The organism is Mammaliicoccus sp. L-M44, assembly GCF_022386355.1.
In the GTDB taxonomy this organism is placed as follows: Bacteria; Bacillota; Bacilli; order Staphylococcales; family Staphylococcaceae; genus Mammaliicoccus; species Mammaliicoccus sciuri_A.
This window is the reverse complement of sequence record NZ_JAJNIU010000011.1, coordinates 40,534-59,587: the sequence shown is the minus strand read 5'-3', so window position 1 is coordinate 59,587 and position 19,054 is coordinate 40,534. Positions and strand designations below refer to the sequence as shown.

Annotated in this window: 17 protein-coding genes; 6 read left to right on the top strand and 11 right to left on the bottom strand. The window is 33.4% G+C overall.

The window, feature by feature from the left end; all coding sequences use genetic code 11:
* The first annotated feature begins 172 nt into the window (after positions 1-172).
* On the top strand, positions 173-982 hold the full coding sequence (locus LQ611_RS07860) for an NAD(P)H-hydrate dehydratase (RefSeq protein WP_025906240.1): 810 nt from the start codon (positions 173-175) through the stop codon (positions 980-982).
* A gap of 73 nt (positions 983-1,055) precedes the next feature.
* Here LQ611_RS07860 and gyrA read toward each other — a convergent pair whose 3' ends face one another.
* From gyrA to dnaA, 11 genes are all read right to left on the bottom strand, one after another.
* Complete coding sequence (gyrA, locus tag LQ611_RS07855) at positions 1,056-3,656, bottom strand: DNA gyrase subunit A (protein ID WP_129407084.1); 2,601 nt, start codon at positions 3,654-3,656, stop codon at positions 1,056-1,058.
* Between the two features lie 33 nt (positions 3,657-3,689).
* Positions 3,690-5,612, bottom strand: coding sequence for a DNA topoisomerase (ATP-hydrolyzing) subunit B (gene gyrB / locus LQ611_RS07850; protein WP_025906237.1), 1,923 nt, complete (start codon positions 5,610-5,612; stop codon positions 3,690-3,692).
* 22 nt (positions 5,613-5,634) lie between these two features.
* Positions 5,635-6,750, bottom strand: a complete 1,116-nt coding sequence (gene recF / locus LQ611_RS07845; protein WP_119494601.1) for a DNA replication/repair protein RecF — start codon at positions 6,748-6,750, stop codon at positions 5,635-5,637.
* A 3-nt stretch (positions 6,751-6,753) separates the two neighbouring features.
* On the bottom strand, positions 6,754-6,984 hold the full coding sequence (gene yaaA / locus LQ611_RS07840) for a S4 domain-containing protein YaaA (protein WP_269750679.1): 231 nt from the start codon (positions 6,982-6,984) through the stop codon (positions 6,754-6,756).
* 304 nt (positions 6,985-7,288) lie between these two features.
* Positions 7,289-7,702, bottom strand: coding sequence for a disulfide oxidoreductase (locus LQ611_RS07835; RefSeq protein WP_119475102.1), 414 nt, complete (start codon positions 7,700-7,702; stop codon positions 7,289-7,291).
* 15 nt (positions 7,703-7,717) lie between these two features.
* Positions 7,718-8,449 carry a DsbA family protein gene (locus LQ611_RS07830; protein ID WP_025906233.1) on the bottom strand — a complete coding sequence of 244 codons (732 nt, stop codon included), beginning with the start codon at positions 8,447-8,449 and terminating at the stop codon, positions 7,718-7,720.
* Positions 8,450-8,575: 126 nt separating this feature from the next.
* Positions 8,576-9,820, bottom strand: coding sequence for an ABC transporter permease (locus tag LQ611_RS07825; protein WP_239709506.1), 1,245 nt, complete (start codon positions 9,818-9,820; stop codon positions 8,576-8,578).
* On the bottom strand, positions 9,813-10,712 hold the full coding sequence (locus LQ611_RS07820) for an ABC transporter ATP-binding protein (protein ID WP_119475100.1): 900 nt from the start codon (positions 10,710-10,712) through the stop codon (positions 9,813-9,815). Before LQ611_RS07820 ends, LQ611_RS07825 begins: the two co-directional genes overlap by 8 nt.
* A 5-nt stretch (positions 10,713-10,717) precedes the next feature.
* Entirely contained in the window at positions 10,718-10,957 is a 240-nt protein-coding gene (locus LQ611_RS07815) for a helix-turn-helix transcriptional regulator (RefSeq protein WP_025906228.1), read from the bottom strand.
* 114 nt (positions 10,958-11,071) lie between these two features.
* Positions 11,072-12,205 (bottom strand): DNA polymerase III subunit beta, encoded by a 1,134-nt coding sequence (gene dnaN, locus LQ611_RS07810; RefSeq protein ID WP_025906227.1) that lies wholly within the window; start codon positions 12,203-12,205, stop codon positions 11,072-11,074.
* Positions 12,206-12,371: 166 nt separating this feature from the next.
* Positions 12,372-13,712: a chromosomal replication initiator protein DnaA gene (dnaA, locus tag LQ611_RS07805; RefSeq protein ID WP_107572669.1), complete on the bottom strand. Its 1,341-nt coding sequence runs from the start codon at positions 13,710-13,712 to the stop codon at positions 12,372-12,374.
* Between the two features lie 551 nt (positions 13,713-14,263).
* On the opposite strand from dnaA, the gene rpmH reads away from it, so the two are divergent.
* The 5 genes from rpmH (at position 14,264) to mnmG (ending at position 19,053) form a co-directional block, all read left to right on the top strand.
* Positions 14,264-14,401, top strand: coding sequence for a 50S ribosomal protein L34 (gene rpmH, locus LQ611_RS07800; RefSeq protein WP_016999186.1), 138 nt, complete (start codon positions 14,264-14,266; stop codon positions 14,399-14,401).
* Between the two features lie 91 nt (positions 14,402-14,492).
* Positions 14,493-14,843, top strand: coding sequence for a ribonuclease P protein component (gene rnpA / locus LQ611_RS07795; protein ID WP_232152577.1), 351 nt, complete (start codon positions 14,493-14,495; stop codon positions 14,841-14,843).
* A 29-nt stretch (positions 14,844-14,872) separates the two neighbouring features.
* Positions 14,873-15,670: an RNA-binding cell elongation regulator Jag/EloR gene (gene jag, locus LQ611_RS07790; protein WP_103360492.1), complete on the top strand. Its 798-nt coding sequence runs from the start codon at positions 14,873-14,875 to the stop codon at positions 15,668-15,670.
* 113 nt (positions 15,671-15,783) lie between these two features.
* Positions 15,784-17,163: a tRNA uridine-5-carboxymethylaminomethyl(34) synthesis GTPase MnmE gene (gene mnmE, locus LQ611_RS07785; RefSeq protein ID WP_025906217.1), complete on the top strand. Its 1,380-nt coding sequence runs from the start codon at positions 15,784-15,786 to the stop codon at positions 17,161-17,163.
* Between the two features lie 15 nt (positions 17,164-17,178).
* Positions 17,179-19,053: a tRNA uridine-5-carboxymethylaminomethyl(34) synthesis enzyme MnmG gene (gene mnmG / locus LQ611_RS07780; RefSeq protein ID WP_025906215.1), complete on the top strand. Its 1,875-nt coding sequence runs from the start codon at positions 17,179-17,181 to the stop codon at positions 19,051-19,053.
* Position 19,054 lies beyond the last annotated feature (1 nt).

The following is a 19,054-nucleotide window of genomic DNA, read 5'->3' as shown; positions in this document are numbered from 1 at the left end:
ATACGCTTTCATAAATTTTCTGACAATACTTTTTAGCACATCCATAACTCAGTGATTGATTAATATATTAGCCTGTTAAAGTAATTTATTTGTTACGTTTTGGAAAATTCTCTGTTCAATTTCAACTTTAAGTGGCATAATAAATCGTACAATTATTTGAAGGTGGGTTAATATGAAGACTATTTCATCTGTCACAATTCCAAAAAGAGAACAAGAATCTCATAAAGGGGATTATGGTAGGATATTATTAATCGGAGGTAACGCTAATTTAGGTGGCGCAATTATTTTAGCAGCGAGGGCTTGTGTATTTAGTGGTAGTGGACTTATAACTGTTTCTACACATTCATCCAATTTTGCTGCATTACATTCAAGATGTCCTGAAGCAATGGTTTCAGATATCACGGATTTAAAAAAGCTTTCTAAATTAATTGAGCAATCGGATTGTATTTTAATAGGTCCAGGTCTCGGTTTAGATTTTAAAGGGAATAACACATTAACATTTCTATTCCAAAATATTCAGCCACACCAAACATTAATTATTGATGGAGATGCTATTACGATTTTAAGTAAGTTAAAGCATACTTTACCTGAATGTGAGATTATCTTTACACCTCACCAAAAAGAATGGGAAAGACTGAGTAATATCCCGATTGAAGAACAAACATATGAAAACAATAAAGAAGCGGTTGATGCGTTAAATGCAACAGTCGTATTGAAAAAACATGGTACTGAATTATTCTTTAAAGATCATGAATATAAATTATCTATTGGTACACCTGCTATGGCAACAGGTGGAATGGGAGATACGTTAGCAGGAATGATCACAAGTTTCGTTGGACAATTTGATTTAGAAGAAGCGGTTATTAACGCAACGTATATTCACAGTTATATTGGTGAAAAGCTTTCTAAAGATATGTATATCGTACCACCATCAAAACTTATAGATGAAATTCCATATGCTATGAAATCATTCGAAGCTTAAATATTCAAAATAAAAAAGCATATCACGCTACTGATGCTCATCAGTAAGCTTGTGATATGCTTCTTTTTATATATTATTCTTCGTCGTTATCTTGTTCTTCGATGTCTTCATTTACACGTTCCATGAAGTCTTCTCTTAAATCTTCTTTACCTTCTTGTGCGTCAGTTTCAACAGCTTCAGTTTCTGTTGTTTCTTCTAACACTCCTTCAACAGGTGATTCTGCAATTTCATCTTCGTCTGGCTCAACTTTAGCTACTGTTGCAACATGTTGATTATCACCTAAACGGATTAATCTTACACCTTGAGCACTTCTACCATTTTGAGAGATATCTGCTACGTGTAATCTAATGATGACACCTGAATTTGTAACAATCATTAAGTCTTCGTCACCGTTGACTGTTGTGATACAAACAAGGTTACCATTCTTCTCAGTTAGAGTGGCAGTCTTAATACCTTTACCACCTCTATTAGAGATACGATATTGATCAGCTGACGTACGTTTACCATAACCTTTTTCAGTTACGATAAGTATTTCATCTTGTTGATCTTCATCTGTAACATCTAATCCGATAACTTCATCATCTTCTCTTAATGTAATACCTTTCACACCCGCTGCTGTTCTTCCTAATGGGCGTAATTTAGATTCATCAAAGCGTATTAATGATGCATGTTTCGTACCAATAATGATTTCTTTCGTACCATCTGTCAGTCTAACCGCAATAAGCTCGTCGCCTTCTTTAAAGTTGATCGCGATTTTACCATTTTTGTTAATACGTGAGAAATTAGATAATTTAGAACGTTTAACTGTACCATGTTTAGTAGCAAAGACTAAATAATCTTCTTCACTTGATAAGTCTTTAACAGCTATCATCGTACTAATCATTTCATCTTTTTCGATTTCTAATGCATTAACGATTGGTAAGCCTTTAGATTGTCTAGACATTTCAGGAATTTCGTAACCTTTAAGTTTGTAGACACGACCTTTATTCGTAAAGAATAAGACGTTATCATGTGTACTTAATGTTACGAGTTGGCTAACAAAGTCATCTTCTATCGTATTCATACCTTGTACACCACGTCCACCTCTATTTTGTGAACGATATGTAGATACTGGTAATCGTTTAATATAGTTGTTATGACTTAATGAAATAACGATTTGTTCTTCTGGGATTAAGTCTTCATCTTCAATTTGATCAAGACCTGCTGCCGTAATTTCTGTACGACGCTCATCACCATATTTATCTCTTATTTCAGTAATTTCTTCTCGAATGATTTCTAGTAATTTTTCTTCATCACGTAAAATCTCTTTTAATTCTTCAATAAGTTTAAGTAAATCTTGATATTCTTTTTCGATTTTGTCGCGTTCTAAACCAGTTAAACGACGTAAACGCATATCTAAAATCGCTTGCGCTTGTCTTTCAGAAAGGTTGAAACGATTTTGTAAACCTTCCATCGCTTCTGAGTCACTTTGTGATTCACGAATTAATGTAATGATTTCATCGATATGATCTAATGCGATTCTTAAACCTTCTAGAATATGCGCTCTATCTTGAGCTTTTTTCAAGTTATATTTCGTACGTCTTGTTACGACATCTTTTTGGTGTTCTAAATAATGATATAGAACTGCACGTAAGCCTAATAATTTAGGTTTACCATCGACTAATGCAATCATATTCACACCAAATGATGTTTGTAATGGTGTTTGTTTGTATAGATTGTTAAGAATAACATTAGCATTCGCATCTTTTCTAACTTCTATAACTATACGTACACCGACTTTTAAGCTTGTTTCATCTCTTAAGTCTGTAATACCTTCAATTTTCTTATCGCGTGCTAATTCAGCAATTTTCTCGATTAATCTTGCTTTATTAACTTGGTAAGGTATTTCAGAAATGACGATACGTTCTTTACCATTTTTCATAACTTCGATTTCAGAACGTGCTCTCATTAAGATTGATCCACGACCAGTTTCGTATGCACGTCTAATGCCACTTCTACCCATAATTAAACCAGCTGTTGGGAAGTCAGGACCATGAACGATATCCATTAACTCATTTGTCGTAATTTCTGGGTTATGACTAAGCGCTAATACGCCGTCTATAACTTCATTTAAGTTATGAGGTGGAATATTTGTTGCCATACCAACTGCGATACCTGATGTACCATTCACCAATAAATTAGGGAATCTTGCAGGTAAGACTACCGGCTCTCTTTCGTTACCATCGTAGTTGTCTTGGAAATCAATTGTATCTTTATTGATATCTCTTAATAATTCACTTGTAATTTTAGCCATACGTGCTTCTGTATAACGCATTGCAGCAGCACCATCACCATCCATAGAACCAAAGTTCCCTTGGCCATCTACTAATGGATATCTATAACTAAAGTCTTGTGCCATACGTACCATTGCTTCATAAATAGATAAGTCACCGTGTGGGTGATATTTACCCATTACGTCACCAACAATACGTGCAGACTTCTTGTAAGGTTTGTCTGAAGTCATACCTTGATCATTCATACCATATAAAATACGTCTATGAACTGGTTTTAAACCGTCTCTAACATCGGGTAATGCACGAGATACAATTACACTCATTGCATAGTCTAAGAATGATTCTTTCATTTCTTTACTGATGTTACGTTCACTAACTCTTGATTGTGGTATTTCAGCCATTAATCATATCCTCCTTAAATCGTAAATGATGCTTTATATATCTAACGTTGCGTATTCGGCATTTTCTTCAATAAATTGACGACGAAACTCAACAACATCTCCCATAAGCATTTCAAAAGTTTCGTCAGCTTCTATCGCATCTGTTAGTGTTACTTGAAGCATTGAACGATGTTCAGGATTCATTGTTGTTTCCCACAATTGATCAGCATTCATCTCTCCAAGACCTTTATAACGTGCTATAGACAATTTCGGTGTTGAGCTAAGTTCTTCTTTTAATTTATCTAATTCTCTATCGTTAAATACATAATATTTTTTCTTACCTTGTTCTACTTTGTATAAAGGTGGTTGTGCAATGTATACATAACCCGCTTCAATAAGTGGTCTCATAAATCTATAGAAGAATGTTAATAATAACGTTCTAATATGTGCACCATCGACATCGGCATCTGTCATAATAACTAATTTATGATATCTCGCTTTACTAATATCAAACTCTCCACCAATACCTGTTCCTAGACCTGTAATCATGGCACGAATTTCGTTATTACCTAAAATTCTATCTAAACGTGCTTTTTCAACGTTTAAAATTTTACCACGTAGCGGTAGAATCGCTTGTGTCTTAGAGTCACGACCTAATTTAGCAGACCCCCCGGCAGAGTCACCCTCAACGATGTATAATTCACATTCTTCAGGTTTCTTACTTGAACAATCTGCAAGTTTACCAGGTAAGCTTGATACTTCTAATGCTGATTTACGTCTTGTAACTTCTCTCGCTTTTTTAGCGGCAAGACGTGCTCTAGAAGCCATCACACCTTTATCTACAATAATTCTTGCCACGTTTGGATTCTCTAATAAGAAACGTTCAAAGAGTTCAGAGAATAATTTATCAACGATTTGACGTACTTCTGAGTTACCTAATTTAGTCTTTGTTTGACCTTCGAATTGTGGATCACCGTGTTTAACAGATACAACAGCTGTCATACCTTCACGTACGTCTTCACCAGATAGCTTTTCTTCGCCTTCTTTAAGAAGCTTGTTCTTAATACCATAGCTGTTAATAACACGCGTTAATGCACGTTTAAATCCATCCTCATGCGTACCACCTTCATAAGTATGAATGTTGTTCGCATAAGTTAATAAATTCGTCGCAAAACCATTGTTATATTGAATGGCAATCTCAACTTCTACGTCATCTTTAGTATCGTGAATATAGATTGGCTCATCATAAAGTACTTCTTTAGATTTATTTAACATTTCAACATAAGATTTAATACCGCCTTCATAGTGGTATGAATCTTCTTGAATGTTTTCGTCATCTCTTTCATCTCTCAATGAAATTTGGATACCTTTATTTAAGAATGCTAATTCACGAATACGTTTTTGTAATGTTTCATAGTCATATTCAGTTGTTTCAGTAAAGATTTCACCGTCAGCTTTAAAGCGTATTGTTGTACCTGTATGATCTGTGTCACCAATGACTTTCAAATCAAATGCTGGTACACCTCTTTCATAGGCTTGATGATAAATTTTATTGTTAAGGTGAACGTAAACTTCTAAATTAGAAGATAGCGCATTTACGACAGATGAACCTACACCATGTAAACCACCAGATACTTTGTATCCGCCACCGCCAAATTTACCACCGGCATGAAGTACTGTTAAGATAACTTCTACAGCAGGACGTCCCATTTTCTCTTGAATATCAACAGGTATACCTCTACCGTTATCTGTTACTTTAATCCAATTGTCCTTTTCTATTACAAGTTCAACATGATCTGCATATCCAGCTAATGCTTCATCGATACTGTTATCTACAATTTCCCAAACGAGATGATGTAATCCTCTTGCAGATGTAGAACCTATATACATACCAGGGCGTTTACGGACTGCCTCTAAACCTTCTAATACTTGTATCTGATCTGCACCATAACTTGAAGCGTTATTTTGTTCTGACACGTATTTCCACCTTCACTTTCATCTACTCAATAATATTGCCTTTAGATACGTTAAATACCTTGGCATCTTTCATAATCTCATGCTCTATTCCATCAACAGATGTTGTTGTTACAAACGTTTGTACCTTCTCTTGAATTGTACTTAATAAATGGGTTTGTCGATTATCATCAAGTTCACTTAGCACATCGTCTAACAGTAGAATTGGATATTCACCAACAACTTGATTAATCAACTCAATCTCAGCAAGCTTTATGGATAATGCTGTCGTACGTTGCTGTCCTTGAGAACCATAAGTTTGTACATTCATATCATTAACATGAAAACTAATGTCGTCTCTATGCGGTCCAAAGCGTGCACTTCCACGTTCAATCTCTTTATCCATTGAATCATTAAGCAACGAACAAAAAGCATCTTTCAGTTCAGTTACATCTTGATATGTTTCTGACAGTTTAATATTCGGCTCATATTGAACCTTTAAACTTTCTTTTTCGCTCGTAATGCCTTGATGAATCACTTCGGCAATCTTTTCTAATTCACGAATAAAGTGCGCACGTTTCAAAGTCACATTGGCTGCCGCTTCTGAAAATTGTTCATTGAATACTTCTAACATCGTTCGATCTTTCATTTTCCCAATTTGTAATTGTTTGAGGTAATGATTTTTTTGTTTAAGTAATCTTTGATAATTAGATAAATGATTTAAATAGACCGCAGACATCTGACCGAGTTCCATATCAATAAAACGTCGTCTGATTTGCGGGCTACCTTTTACAATATTTAAATCTTCTGGTGCGAACAACACCACATTTAAGTGACCAATATACTGCGTTAATCGGCTCTGTTCTAGATGATTAACTCTCGCCTTTTTGCCTTTTTTCGTAATGATTAAAGAAATAGGCATTGAGCCATGGCGATAACTTAGTTCACCTTCTATTTTACCATACTCTTCACCAAACTGTATGAGTTCTTTATCATTCGAAGTCCTATGACTTTTAGCTAGTGCTAAAGTATAGATAGATTCTAATAAATTCGTCTTACCTTGCGCGTTCTCACCAATTAAAATATTAACATTGGAATTAAAATCAAGCGTACATTTATCATAATTTCTATAATGAGTTAAAGTAAGTTTCTGTAATATCATAATCTATTCACTGAGATGGTTAATACGAAATTGACCTTCAGAAGGAATTTCGACTAAATCACCATCATGTAATTTTTTGCCACGACGAGTTTCACGTTCACCATTTATTAATACTTCTTCATCTTGGAGGAACCATTTAGCCTGACCACCCGTTCCAATGACGCCTTCATTTTTTAGGAATTGACCTAAAGTAATATCGTCTTTTACTGAGATATCTTGTACCACTATCTTCACTCCAATCTTAATTAGTCATCTCTATATTATACCTTTTTTCCACCAAAAAATCATGCTTTTACGCACAATTCATTTTAAGATAAATTAATCTTCAAAATATTTATATTCTAAGTGAAAAATTAAGTCCGGAACTTAAACATTATTTTCATAATAAAATCAAAAAAGTATAGCTAAAGAACATAGTGAAATACTATTGTGTTCGTTAGTTACACTTCGACCAACTTTTGTAACTATAGCGCCCTATCCTTACACTTTCACACAAAAAAGCTGAGACAATGATGTTTGTCTCAGCCCTTCTAAATATTTATATTGCTTTATCTTTCTTTGTGAAAATCAAAATCAAACTGATTAACAAGAATGCTGTTCCTGCTAAAAATGGAATTGTGATGAATCCAAATACATTGATATATTCTGATGAACATGGAACACCTTGTGTACATGGTTTGATTTCAGCAAATCCTGGTACTTTTTGCTCTAAGTAATGCCATGTGGATATCAATAGTCCAATGATTGATAAAGGTAGTGCTATTTTTTTAACATTATAATCATTTTGGAATGAGCCTATTCCGAGTATTAACACGAGTGGATACATACAGATTCTTTGATACCAGCACATTGTACAAGGAACAAATTGTCGTATCTCACTAAAGTATAAACTACCTAACATAGCTACTAAAGCTATTACCCAGGAAATAAATAGTGCATATTGTTGCTTCAAATATATCACCTATTTTTATTTATTTTTCTTTTCTATCGCTTGATCGATTGCTTTAGAAACTTTGTCGTAATCCATTGGATCTGATAATACTTTACCGTCTACCACAATTGTAGGTGTAACATCTACATCGTATTTATTTGTTAAATCTGAATCATTTTTCATTTGTTTATAAGACTCTGAATTTCTATCTTTCACTAATTTCATGATTTGATCTTTTTTAGATTTATCAATATCTAATCCATCTACTGCTTTTTGGACTACTTTAAGATCTAACCATTCATCGTCTGTTTCTGCATTATGGTCATCTGGTTGAGCTTCAAATAATGCTCTGTGGAAATCCCAATATGCATCAGGTGCGATTTTATAAACAGCATGTGCTGATGCACCACCAACTTCAGATCCTTCACCGTGGAATGGTGCGTTCACAAATCTATATTCCACTTTGTCTTTATCGATATAATCTTTTTCAATTTGATCCATGTAATTCGTTTCAAATGCTTTACATGCTGGACATTTAAAATCTCCAAATTCAACTATTTGAACTTTAGCTTTGTCTTTTTTATGTGTTGGATTATCTTTTGTATCTTTTGATAAGTCTGTGGCTTTAACAGTTCTATCAAATAGACTATCTTCTTTGTTGTCACTTCCGCTTCCACCAAACACAACAAGCAATACGATACCTACGACAACAACAAGTATTGCTATCATTAAAAACATAATATTACTGTTACTATTTTTATTCGCCATATTAATCCCTCAATTTCTTTTGTTGATAATATAAATTTTATACTATCACTTAAAGAAATTCTATATCATTCACTAAAAATTCATTAAGGTTTTGTGACAAAATGGTGATTAATATTTTCGTAAAAATTATTTAGTAATATTTAATGCATTTTTTAAATTTTTGATAACGCCTTTTTCATAAGTGAGCACGCTACCACGATACGTTTTCGCTGCAAACACCAGTAGAATGATACATGTAACGACTGAAACGACAATTCCTAAAAGTAAATGCCATTCAGGAGTTGATTCTGATGTAGTTCTTAGTAACATGACCATTGGCGATAACATCGGAATGAAGCTTGTCACTTTTACAAGCATCGTATCTGGGTTTGAAATACTAAATATCGCAATATAGAATGCCGCTAATGAAATAAATGTAACTGGCATCATAGATTGAGCAAGATCTTCTATACGGCTCGTTAATGCCCCTAGAATAGCCGCTAATGAAATATAGGATACAACACCCAAAATTAAGTAAACTGCGCCATAAATAATGATTCTCGTCGTCTCAGGGCCATATTCAACGCCAGCTGACTCAAATAATCCTTTCAAATCAAATGCGAATATACTAATTACAATTGCCAGTATGATAAAGAATATTTGTGTAAATGCAACTGCGATGATTGCAAGAATTTTCGCTGACACATGAATCGACGGTTTCACACTTGTAACAATCATTTCAATCACACGTGTTGTTTTTTCAGTCGCAATTTCTGAACCGATCTGGTTAGCGTAATTGATTGTGATAAAGAATGATAAGAAAATGATGATGTAAACAACTGCTGAGTTTAATGCTTGAACTTTCGGATCAATATCACTAGATTGTTTTTCATCATTCGTTTTAATTTCTTCTGTCTTCACATCACTCGGTGTATTTAACGTTTTTAAATCTTTTTCTGACAGATTTAATTTTTGAGCTGTTAATGATGATTGCATTTGGCTAAGCGTTGATTGTAAGGTCATTTTCTCACTTTCACTTACATTGCCTTTTTCATAAATTGTGCCATCTACTTTTTCACCGTTCACGTTTACTTGAATTAAACGTTTATATTTTTCGTCTTTAACACCTTTTTTACCTTTTTCGAGTGAAACTTTTTCTACTTTTTCAATATCGTCGTTTTGTTTATATTGCTTTTCTAACACTTTATAGATCATGTCGTTATCTGTTTGTATCGCAACAACTTTACTATCGTTATCAAAGAAATCAATAATTTTGTCGATGTTACTTAATGCAAAGATTAAAATCATAAAAATTGCAGTCATGATGATAAATGATTTACTTTTCACTTTTTGCATATACGTTAAATTAAATGTCGGCCAGAATTTATTCATGCTTATCACCTACCTTAGCTATAAAGATATCGTTTAGAGATGGTTCAGCAACTTGGAATCGTTTGAGGTAACCTAACTTCGTCACATTTTGATAAATATTTTCTGCATATTTTTCATCAGAAATTGTGATTTTAACGCCTTTTTTAGTCGTTTTAATTGCTTCTACACCTTCAAAGTCTTTTAAGAATCCTAAATCGTAGTCGCCTTCGATAAATACATCTTTCTTACCAAAGTCGTCTTTAACTTGATCAAGAGAACCAGCAACGACTGCTTTACCTTTATTCATAATGCAAATATAGTCACAAAGTTCTTCTACGTGTTCCATTCTATGCGAGCTAAATATAATCGTTGTGCCTTGTTCTTTTAAATCTTTAACAGCAGCTTTTAGCAATTCAACATTGACTGGATCAAGTCCACTGAATGGTTCATCAAGAATTAATAATTCGGGTTTATGAATGATTGCTGCAATCAGTTGTACTTTTTGTTGATTACCTTTCGATAATGCTTCGATCTTTTTTTCTTTATTTTCGAATGCATCAAATCGTTTTAACCAATAATCTAATGCTTCTGAAATATCTTTTCTTTTCATGCCTTTTAATTCAGCTAAATATTGCACTTGCTCCCAAACTTTTAATTTTGGATGCAATCCTCTTTCTTCAGGTAAATAACCAATCGTATTCGTCATACTATAGTCAATTGGCTTATCGTTAAACGTCACAACACCTGTTGTCTTTGGTAATAAACCTAAAATCATACGAAATGTTGTTGTTTTACCTGCACCATTTCCACCTAAAAATCCATACATCGTACCTTTAGGAACTTCCAAATTAACATCATGTACTGCCGTAAAGTCATTAAATTTCTTGGAAACATCTTTAATTAGTAATGTCATAATGTTTACTCCTTTTCTTTGGATTCTAATTCTGAAATATCTATATTCTCATCTTCTTCAAAAATAAATAATTCATCAATAGATACTTCGAACACTTGAGAAAGCTTATGCGCTAATACTAACGTGGGATTGAATTTGTAACGCTCAATAGAATTGATGGTTTGTCTAGACACTTTAACCAATCGAGAGAGTTCACTTTGCGTCATGTTTTTCTGAGTACGATATTCATAAACTTTGTTTTTCAATTCATCACTTCCTGTCAAGTTAACTTTACATTATATAAATTTTTACACTATGTCAAGTAAACTTGACACAAAAAAAGCTGAGACCCAAATCGGGTCCCAGCCATGACATGTTTATTAATATGTTCTAATCGGTAAGATAAGTTGTACGACTGTTTCGTCGTCTTTAGGTTTAAGAATAAATGGTCTCATTGTACCAAAGAATTCTACTTGTACTTCATCGTTGTCGATAGCTTTTAATGCATCCATCATGTATTTAGAGTTGAATGAGATTTTTAATGACTCACCTTCAACATTGTCTGTAGATACATCTTCTTTAACTGTACCGATTTCTGGTGAAGTAGATGATAATTCAACTTTATCAACATCCGTAGATAATTTAATGACATTGTTACCACCTTCACGTGCTAATAATGATGCACGGTCTATTGCATGATAGAACTCACTGTTATCTAAGATGATTTTAGTTTCATAGTTCTCTGGGAATAATCTTGTTGTATCTGGATAGTTCCCTTCAAGTAATCTTGAAATAAAGTTAATGTGACCAACTTTAAATAATACTTGGTTACTTGCAAAGAAGATATTGATGTCTTCTTCAGAATCAGAAACGATTTTGTTTAATTCAGATAAAGCTTTACCTGGGATAATCACATTTTTATCATCGATTTCTTCGTCTTCTAATTTTAATTTTCTTAATGCAAGTCTGTGTGAATCTGTTGCAGTACAGATCAGTTCATTGTTTTGAATAAGCCAGTTAACACCTGTTAATACAGGACGTGTTTCTGACGTGGACACTGCAAAGTTCGTTTGTGCGATAATGTTCTTTAATACTTTGATTGGTAATTTAATCGCATCTTCTTCAGATACTTGTGGTAATAATGGATATTGATCTGGATCTAAACCACTTACGTTAAATTCAGAATGTCCTGATGTGATAAGTGTTTTAAATTGATCATTCGTTGATAAATTAACGGTTTTACCTGGTAATTTTTTAACGATATCTACAAAGAATCGTCCTGGAAGTACTACAGAACCTTTTTCTTCAATATCTACAATTTTTTCACCATCAATATTTTGATTTATTGTTATTTCTATTGATATTTCAGAGTCTGATCCTGTTAAGATGATGCCTTTATCTGTCGCATCTATCTTGATTCCTGTAAGTATCGGTAATGTAGTTCTTGGTGAAATTGCTTTTAATGTATCATTCAATTGATTAAGAAAGTAATCTCGTTGAATTGTAAATTTCATAACTTATAAAACTCCTTCCAGTCGTTATATATTTAATTATATATCTTTTAAAATCATAGTAATAGTCATAGGGGCTGTGGATTGGTGGATAACCCGCTTTAAATAGCGATATAAAAGTTATTCACATGTTGATAAAATGTGTATGACTGTGCACAACTTATCCACATTATCCACGGATTTGTTTTTCTAGTTGTTCTAAATCATTTTTGAGTTCTTGATTATTTTCTAAATCTTTTTTAATTTTATCATGTGCATGGATGACAGTTGTATGATCTCGTCCACCAAATTCTTCACCAATTTTAGGTAATGAAAAATCAGTAAGTTCTCTTGATAGATACATAGCGATTTGTCTAGGATATGCAATTGATTTTGTACGTTTCTTAGCAGCAAAGTCTTCGATTCTAACGTTATACATTTTACTAACCGCTTGTTGAATGTCTTGAATCGTGATTTTAGTTGATCTTGGTGATGAAATAATATCTTTAAGCGCTTCTGCTACTAAATCTGTGTTGATCGGTTTATTTCTAAGTTTGGAGTATGCTAATACTCTCGTTAAAGCACCTTCTAATTCACGTATATTAGATTGAATAGAATTAGCGATATAAGTTAAAGCTTCAACAGGTATATCTAAGTTTTCTTCTTCGATTTTCTTTTGTAAAATAGCCATTCTCGTCTCAAAGTCAGGAGGCGTAATATCTACTATTAATCCCCATTCGAAACGTGTTCTTAAACGATCTTCTAAAGTTGGAATTTCTTTAGGCGGACGGTCACTTGAGATGACAATTTGCTTTTTATTTTGATGTAAATCATTAAAAGTATGGAAGAATTCTTCTTGCGTTTGTTCTTTCTTTTGAATGAATTGAATGTCATCTATTAAGAGCACATCGATGTTTCGATACTTGTCTCTAAAGCTTTCCGTATCGTTCATACGTATAGACTTAATAAATTCATTTGTGAATTTTTCGCTTGATGTATATAGAACGTTAGCATTTGGATTTTGTTCAAGCACATAATGACCAATTGCATGCATTAAATGTGTCTTTCCTAAACCGACGCCTCCATATATGAAAAGCGGATTATAAGCATTGGCTGGTTCTTCAGCTACTGCAAGTGAAGCAGCATGCGGGAACTGGTTACCAGGTCCAATAACGAATGTATCAAAAGTGTTATTACTGTTCAGCTGACTATTTGTAACTTCTTCATATGCTTCAGTTTCTTTAGGTTTTTCTGGCTGTTCAGTGAAATCTTCACTTTGTAAATCTTCTTCTGATATAAATTTAACTTGAACTTTGTCTCCAATCACTTCATAGATAAAGTTTGTGACATGTTCATGATATTTATTGGTTAACCACTCAGCGACAAAAGGACTTTGTGCAACAACTATTGCGCGCTTACTATCAATTTGATGTAAGTAAGTCCCTTTGAACCATGTATTATAACCAGCAGAAGCGATTTGATCTTCAGCAATAGATAACACTTGCGCCCAAATTTCTTCTTTTGAATTCATAAAAGTCCTCTTTCTCATTTAAATTTATTGAGTTATACACATAAAATAAGATTGTTGATAAAGAAAATCACAGGCTGTGAATTATTATCCACAACTTACACACAAACGGTGGATAACTATACTTTATAATTCTCTTGTCCACAATCTTTACACGTAAATATTTATGAAATAATCACAGTAATATCAATGCTTTGTATAACTTATCCACACAATTATACTTTTAAACAAATCGAGTTGTCAAATACCTGTGAATATGTGCAGTTTGATGAGATTATATTGTGAATAAGAATAAATCTTAATCAATTTATCCACAAAAAGTTGGTTATGCATTGTGAATAAGTGGATAACTTAATAAATAGAAGTTGTAAATTTCTTCTTGATTTTTAAAATCTGATTTGTTATAGTTTAGTAGTTATTGAAATTGTGACAAATCACACGTATGGTATAAATAATTTTGAAACTAATCTTCTGATAAATATAAATGAATATCATACAAATGATAATCTAATGTAGAATTAGATGTTAAGAATAATTAATGGAGGTGTTCTTAAATGGTAAAACGTACGTATCAACCAAATAAACGTAAACATAGTAAAGTACACGGTTTCCGTGCACGTATGAGTTCTAAAAACGGCCGTAAAGTGTTAGCTCGCCGTCGTCGTAAAGGTAGAAAAGTATTATCAGCTTAAGATCACTGAAGAGCAGTGGTCTTTTTTTTGTTTTAATTGAAGGAATTGTTTTGTATAATAAACAATAATTAAGTGATGTATTGTGGAGTGGATGCTTGTGGAAAAGGCTTATCGAATAAAGAAAAATAATGATTTTCAAAGAATTTATAAAAAAGGTAAGTCAGTCGCTAATAGACAATTTGTTATTTACACAGCTGAAAATGATCTTGATCACTTTAGATTAGGTATAAGTGTTTCAAAGAAAATGGGTAATGCTGTGACAAGAAATAGAATTAAAAGGTCCATTAGAGAATGTTTTAAGAATCATAAAGAAAATATTATTCCTAAAGACATCATTGTTATCGCTCGAAACCAAGCTGTTGATTTAAAAGTCATCGAAACACAGAAGAGTTTAGAGCATGTATTGAAGATTGCTAAAGTTTTTAATAAACGTATTCCCTAAGTATTGATATATTACTAGGAGGTTGCAGCATGCTTAAATCGCGCTATGAAGGACAATCAGTAGAACAAGCACTACAACAAGGTTTAGAAGATTTGAATGTTCAAGAACAACAAGTAAGAATTGATGTTATTAATGAAGGTAAAAAAGGTATTTTTGGATTTATGAAACAAGATGCACAAATTGAATTAACTGTAATCGATCCAGAACTTAAGCAGTTTGAATCAATTGAAGCATTAAAAAATCGTCACGCGTCGGTCGAAGAGGATAATAGCCCAATAACAGATGAAGTGACACATCAAGAAGACACAATAATAGAAGAAAAAGATATTCAGTCAGAAACAGGTATACGTGAAGATCGCAATCAGAAAAAAGATTCATTAAATGAAGTGGCACAAAACACTTTAGATTATGTACTTAATATCATAGGAGAAATGGATATTGATGTAGATGGTTCATATGAAATTAAGTCTAATACAATTTATATTAATATGACTTCCAACAATGCTGCTTATATAATAGGTAAGCGTGGTCAAATTTTAAACGCCTTACAAATAGTAGGTCAAAATTATATGCATCAATTTGTTAAAGGTTATTATACGCTTATATTAGATATCGAATCGTATAGAGAAAAGCGTAAAGAAACGTTAGAGAAGTTGGCGGTTAATATGGCTAAGAAAGCAACTCAGACAAAGAGACCGGTTAAATTAGAACCTATGCCAAACTTTGAACGTAAAATTATGCATCAAGCAGTCAGTAAAATTGAAAATATCGAAACATACTCTGAAGGAAGAGAACCTCATCGATATTTAGTCATTAAGAATAAATAAAAATAGTCGGAGTGAGTCATCTCGCTCCGCATTTTTTCGAACAATATATTCGAAAAATATTACAAAACCATTTACAATCAATAGAATAGTTATTAATGGTGGAGGAGAATATCATGGATTTAGATACAATTACAAGTATCTCAACGCCTATGGGTGAAGGTGCAATAGCAATCGTACGATTAAGTGGTCCGGATGCCTTAAATATTGCTAATCGTATATATAAAGGTAAAAAACAAATTACTGAAGTAGCATCACATACAATTAATTATGGTCATATTATTGATCCTGAGACTGATGAAGTCGTAGAAGAAGTTATGGTAGCTGTCATGAAAGCACCTAAGACTTTTACGAGAGAAGACATCGTTGAAATAAATTGTCATGGTGGTTTAGTAACGGTTAATCGCGTACTTGAGTTAACGTTATCTAACGGTGCTAGAATGGCAGAACCAGGTGAGTTTACGAAACGAGCATTCTTACACGGACGTATTGACTTGTCTCAAGCAGAAGCGGTTATGGATTTCATCCGTTCTAAGACGGAACGCGCATCGAAGGTAGCCTTAGGTCAGATGGAAGGACGTCTAAGCAGTCTTATTAAAGGCTTAAGACAGTCTATATTAGAAATACTCGCTCAAGTAGAAGTGAATATTGATTATCCTGAATACGATGACGTAGAAGAAGCGACGACTAAATTCTTATTAAAAGAATCAAGGCATATTGAAAATGAAATTGATCAGTTATTACGAACTGGCCAGCAAGGTAAAATTATGCGAGAAGGTCTATCAACGGTCATTGTTGGGAAACCGAATGTAGGTAAGAGTTCCATGCTTAACAACTTGATTCAAGATAATAAAGCGATTGTTACTGAAGTAGCTGGTACAACAAGAGATGTATTAGAAGAATACGTCAATGTTCGTGGTGTACCATTAAGGTTAGTGGATACTGCAGGAATTCGTGAAACAGAAGACATCGTAGAAAAAATAGGTGTAGAAAGATCGAGAAAAGCTTTATCAGAAGCAGATTTAATTTTATTTGTTCTTAATTATAATGAAGCATTAACGGAAAATGACTATCAGCTATTTGATGTCATTAAAGATGAAGATGTGATTGTAATTATTAACAAAATGGACTTAGAACAAAAGTTAGATATTGATGAATTAAAAGCAATGATAGGTGACCATCCTTTAGTTCAAACTTCTATGGTTGAACAACAAGGTATCGAAGAACTTGAACAGAAGATTTCAGAGTTATTCTTTGGTGGACAAGTACAAGCACAAGATATGACATATGTCTCAAATTCAAGACATATTGCATTATTAAAAGACGCTAAGACATCTATAAATGATGCAATACAATCTGCTGAAGACGGTGTACCTATAGATATCGTACAAATAGATTTAATCAAAACTTGGGAATTGCTCGGTGAAGTAATTGGTGAAGAAGCAAGTGATTCACTAATTGACCAACTGTTTAGTCAATTCTGTCTCGGAAAATAAAAAGGAGGAAAAATTTTGACACAAAAATATGACGTTATTGTTGTCGGCGCTGGACATGCAGGTGTAGAAGCTGGTTTAGCTTCTGCAAGACGTGGTGCAAAAACATTAATGCTTACAATTAACCTTGATAGTGTAGCATTTATGCCATGTAATCCATCAGTTGGTGGTCCAGCTAAAGGAATTGTTGTAAGAGAAATCGATGCACTTGGTGGTCAAATGGCTAAGACAATCGATAAGACACACATTCAAATGCGTATGTTAAACACTGGTAAAGGTCCAGCTGTAAGAGCGTTACGTGCACAAGCAGATAAAGTATTGTATCAAGAAGAAATGAAACGTGTGATTGAAGATGAACCAAATCTTGATATTATGCAAGGTATGGTTGAACGTTTAATTATAGAAGATAATAAAGTTAAAGGTGTAGAAATGGTTATCGGCTCAACTTATGAAGCGGATGCTGTTGTATTAACGACAGGTACATTTTTACGTGGTGAAATTATTTTAGGTAACTTGAAATATTCAAGTGGTCCAAACCACCAAATGCCATCTATTAAATTAGCTGAACACTTGAAAGAATTAGGCTTTGATATCGTGAGATTCAAGACTGGTACACCTCCACGTGTGAATGGTAATACAATAGATTACAGCAAAACAGAAATTCAACCAGGTGATGAAGTAGGGCGTGCATTCAGTTATGAAACGACAGAATACATTTTAGATCAATTACCTTGTTGGTTAACATATACAAATGAACAAACGCATAAAGTAATCGATGACAACTTACATTTATCTGCTATGTACTCAGGTATGATTAAAGGTACAGGTCCAAGATATTGTCCTTCAATTGAAGACAAATTTGTAAGATTCAATGATAAACCAAGACACCAATTGTTCTTAGAGCCAGAAGGACGTAAGACACAAGAAGTATATGTACAAGGTCTATCAACAAGTTTACCTGAACATGTTCAACGTAAAATGTTAGAAACAATTCCAGGTCTTGAAAAAGCAGACATGATGCGTGCAGGTTACGCAATTGAATATGATGCAATTGTACCAACACAATTATGGCCAACACTTGAAACGAAAGTCGTTAAAAACTTATTTACCGCTGGTCAAATCAATGGTACTTCAGGATATGAAGAAGCGGCTGGACAAGGTTTAATGGCAGGTATCAACGCTGCTGGTAAAGTATTAGGTAAAGAAGACGTTATTTTACGTCGTTCAGATGCTTATATTGGTGTGTTAATTGATGATTTAGTTACAAAAGGTACGAACGAACCATATCGTTTATTAACTTCTAGAGCGGAACATCGTCTATTATTAAGACATGATAATGCAGACTTAAGACTGACAGATATCGGTTATGAAATTGGTATGATTTCTGAAGAACGTTACGCTAAATTTAATCAAAAACGTGAAGCAATTTCAGCTGAACAAGAAAGATTAAGAGGTATTCGTATTAAACCGAATGCACATACACAAAGTGTTATCGAAAGTCGCGGTGGAACAGCGCTTAAAGATGGTATATTAGCTTTAGATTTATTACGTAGACCAGAAATGGATTACGCAGCTATTATGGAAATCTTACAAGAAACTTCACCAGTAGATGAAGATGTACAAGAACAAGTAGAAATTCAAACGAAATACGAAGGTTATATCCAAAAATCATTAGCACAAGTTGAAAAAATGAAACGTATGGAAGATAAAAAAATTCCTGAAAATATCGATTATGATGCAATCAATAGTTTAGCGACTGAAGCTCGTCAAAAACTTAAAGAAGTTAAACCACTTGATATTGCACAAGCTTCTCGTATTTCAGGTGTAAACCCTGCAGATATTTCAATTTTACTTGTGTACATTGAACAAGGTAAAATTCAGAAGGTGAACTAAC